Source organism: Okeania sp. SIO2B9 (assembly GCF_010672505.1).
GTDB lineage: Bacteria > Cyanobacteriota > Cyanobacteriia > Cyanobacteriales > Microcoleaceae > Okeania > Okeania hirsuta.
Map to the genome: position 1 here is coordinate 1 of NZ_JAAHGK010000761.1, position 3,815 is coordinate 3,815.

Below are 3,815 nucleotides of genomic sequence, written 5' to 3' on the forward strand. Positions count from 1 at the left end.
ACAACATTTCCATACGAAAGACGTTATCAATTTATCGATCTATTTTGTCAGTACAATCAAAATTTTGAATATTTTAAGAAACTTCCCATAGAACCTTATGTTAAGAATCATAAGGAACTTTCCTCAGAAGATTATATTTTGAGTAGCTCTAAGAATATTGAAGCAACACATAAAATCGTAGAGTATCTTGAATCACTACTGCCAATTTTTAATACAATAGACCTTCTGGAACACAAGCAATATCTAGAAAAAGAAATTAAGTATTTTGAGAAGTGGATTGAAGATGAAAAAAAGCGTAATTTTATAGAAGACTAATATCATATTCCCCCGGAGGGGGAGCTACACTAACGGACGAGTCAATTATAAATAAAATTTAAGAACTGACAGTACCAAATAAATACTGAAATTATCTTTACTTTTGTTCTTTTCGCTCAATCAAGAATTATTTTTTAAATGAAAATCTCCACAACTTCACCCCAGAGAATATATCAATCTTCTTCTTTAGTAATTTTAATAACATAAGGATAATATTTATTTCTTTGGTAAGAACCTACCCATATTTCATAAGTACCTGAAAACCATTGACCCATAATTCCAGGATTTTTTCCTTCAAAGTCATCATTACACCAACTACCCCCAGGACCTCTAATTACTAAAGTTGTATCTTCACTACTTTTAACTTCAAGTTTCAGGGATTGAAAAAAACCATTTAAAATTAATCTATGATCTGGTTTTCGATCAATAAAACCTACGCAAGGTCCAGTTACCGTGTCATTTCTGCCTGTTGTTTCTTTTGCAGATACAGGACCTCCACTTAATCCTCTAATAATCATTCGGTTTTGAGGAGATTTTGGATACAGATTTACATCTTCAAATATAGGTGTCAATTGTAAATCTTGGGATAAAACAGGACTGATTTTCTGTATCCCAGCTAATGAAAATAATACTACTAAAAATAATATTGTTTTTCTTCGTTTATTTTTATTCATTTAGAGTGCTGTTTTCGGATAAAGAAATTCAAAATAATGTAAGCATTCAGCAGTCAGCTATCAGCTATCAGCTTTATTAATTTTAGTGGAGAATTTAAGCTTGCTGTTCTTGTGCTTCAATTCTTTGTTTAAAAATGTCGCAGAAGTTAAGCAAATGCTTGCTTCATTTATTAAAAAGCTGTTTGCGTAGCATGATCTAGGAAGAGCTGACCGCGAATAGCTGTTTGCGCAGCATTCCACAGGAAATGCTTACAAAATAATTATTGCTCTGCTGATTAAATCTCAAAGCATTGATTGATATTAGCTAAAACTCTTTTTGGGTTGAAAAAAGTGCCAGATTTTCAGCCTAAAACCCTCAAAAATTTAGCATAAAAACCAGAATAATTGTATAAAAATCAAGGAACAAATATATATGAATACCTCCTATTTAAATTCTATTCCCCCTTCCTCCTAACTACTATCTACTCCCCTACTCCCCCACTCCCCTACTTCCCTACTCTTTAAAAAAGACTTTTTCAGCAAACCCTAATTATTGGGGGAATTTGAAACAAACATTTTTCTGGTTTACTTCGATTTTTAATTTCCCCCATGTTGTTTTCAGTATCTGAAACTATTAGAAGTTTAAGACTTTTTGCCCACAATTTCTGCTTTGATACCTTGAATTTTATCTAATAATTCTTGCCGATTAGATTTCCGCAGCAAATAACGGTAAACAAACCATACTGAATATCCCATACCTATCAACTCAAAGCTAATTGATAAAGTAGTAATTCCTTCTAAAACTTCTAGGAAACCAAGAATTAATCTGAAGATTAATATGATTAAGATCAGCGAACCAATTACTTTAAGCTGACGTTGATATGTTTGATAGAATTGACTAATGTAATCAGGAAAGTTAGCAAAAGTATTAATCAATTTTTCTTTAATCTTTTGTAGTCGATCACTCTCAACGGTTTCATTAGTTGTTGTGTCTACAGACTTTTGGTCATCCAAGGTTGAAGTTTCAACTTGAGCAGCAACTTGTTGTTCTACGGTTTCCGGTTTTGTAGTAAGAGTTGTTTCTGTTGATGCTTGCTTTTCTACAGCAGGTTTTACCGTTTTAGTTTCTCCCGCTTGGGTTGTCGGGACTGTAGGAGTTTCTGTTGATGCTTGCTTTTCTACAGCAAGTTTTACCGTTTTAGTTTCTCCCGCTTGGGTTGTCGGGACTGTAGGAGTTTCTGTTGATGTTTGTTTTTCTACAGTCGGTTTTACAGCTTTAGTTTCTCCCGCTTGGGTTGTCGGGACTGTAGGAGTTTCTGTTGATGTTTGTTTTTCTACAGTCGGTTTTACAGCTTTAGTTTCTCCCGCTTGGGTTGTCGGGACTGTAGGAGTTGCTGTTGGTTGCTTGTCTACAGTCGGTTTTACCGTAGTTGGAGTTGTGGGAACTTTGGGAGTTGCTGTTGCTTGCTTTTCTACAGCAGGTTTTACTGTTTTAGCTTCCCCACTCGGAGTTGCTGCTTGTGCTTTATCTGTAGTTGGTTTAACACTTTGAGACTCACCTTTGGGAGTCGTAGTTTGTTTCTGTTTCTCTACAGTAGGTTCAACAACTTGAGACTTACCCGTTGGAGTTGTTGCTTGTGCTTGATCTATAGTTGGTTTAACACTTTGAGACTCACCATCAAGAGTAACTGATGCTTTTATTTTCTGAGCTTGTTGTTTTGGTGGAACAGAAGTTTTTGAAGTTGCTGTTTTTATTTCAGCAAACCCTTTATTACTATTATCCGGAGCATCTACTTTTTTGCTTTCTTCAACCTGCTGACCTATAGCTTTTTTGAAGCGTAATATATCAAAACCCCTTTGATGCAAGAGTAACCATGACTGAATTAAATCTGGTCCTTGCATGGCACCAGTTAAAGACGCCCTTAGAGAGCGCATGACAATGCCTTTCTTAACTTTAACTGCCTGAGTCACCCTTTTAATAATTTTTTGTGCATCACCCACTCGCAGAGGTGCATCACTATCTATCCCCTCAATAATAGAATTAATAGATTTTACAGCATCTTCTTTCTGCATTTGTTCAGTTGCTTCTGCATCCAGTTCTACAGTGGGGGAGAAGAATAACTTACTCATTTCTACTGCATCTGTGAGGCGAGTCAAGCTAGGTCCAATCAATGCGGCCAATTGTTCTAACCAAGGGCGATCGCTCTGTGGGTCTACTTCATATCCTGCTTTTTGCCATACGGGAATTAATCTATCAGTCAGTTCTGCTACTGGTAAATTATGTAAATATTGACTATTTATCCAATCCAACTTATCCCAGTCAAACTTACCTCCCGCTTTATTCACTCTCTCAAAAGTGAAGTTTTGAGCTGCTTCTGTCAGGGTAAATATTTCTTGGGTTGAGTCTGGAGGCGTCCACCCAAGCAAACACATATAATTTGCTAGTGCTTCCGGGATAAAACCTAATTCTTTAAAATCAGAAATTGAAGTTACGCCATCCCGTTTTGACAGTTTGCGTCCTTCTTGATTAAGAATTAGAGGTGTATGAGCAAATTCTGGTACTTTTCCCTCTAGGGCTTCATAAAGTAATATTTGTTTAGCTGTATTAGCAATATGGTCTTCACCACGAATTACATGGGTAATTTCCATATCCATATCATCTACTACCACTGCCATATTGTAGAGGGGTTGTCCCACTGTCTTTACACTAGCAGCACGGGAGATGACCATATCTCCACCCAAGTCGCTGCCCTTCCAGGTTACTGTCCCTCTAACCAGGTCCTTCCAGTTAATTGTTCGGTCATCGTCAATTTTAAAACGAATTACTGGCTGTCTTCCTTCTGCTTC

3 protein-coding genes are annotated in these 3,815 nt (G+C 36.5%); 1 reads left to right on the forward strand and 2 read right to left on the reverse strand.

Annotated features, from left to right (window positions below):
• Positions 1–315, forward strand: a 315-nt coding sequence (locus tag F6K13_RS22945) for a hypothetical protein (protein WP_287288492.1), incomplete at its 5' end; no start/stop codon positions are given.
• Positions 316–488: 173 nt separating this feature from the next.
• On the opposite strand, the gene F6K13_RS22950 is transcribed toward F6K13_RS22945, so the two are convergent.
• Both F6K13_RS22950 and gltX read right to left on the reverse strand, forming a co-directional pair.
• Positions 489–989 carry a hypothetical protein gene (locus F6K13_RS22950; protein WP_124145184.1) on the reverse strand — a complete coding sequence of 167 codons (501 nt, stop codon included), beginning with the start codon at positions 987–989 and terminating at the stop codon, positions 489–491.
• 621 nt (positions 990–1,610) lie between these two features.
• Positions 1,611–3,815, reverse strand: a 2,205-nt coding sequence (gene gltX, locus F6K13_RS35865; RefSeq protein ID WP_375340680.1) for a glutamate--tRNA ligase, incomplete at its 5' end; no start/stop codon positions are given.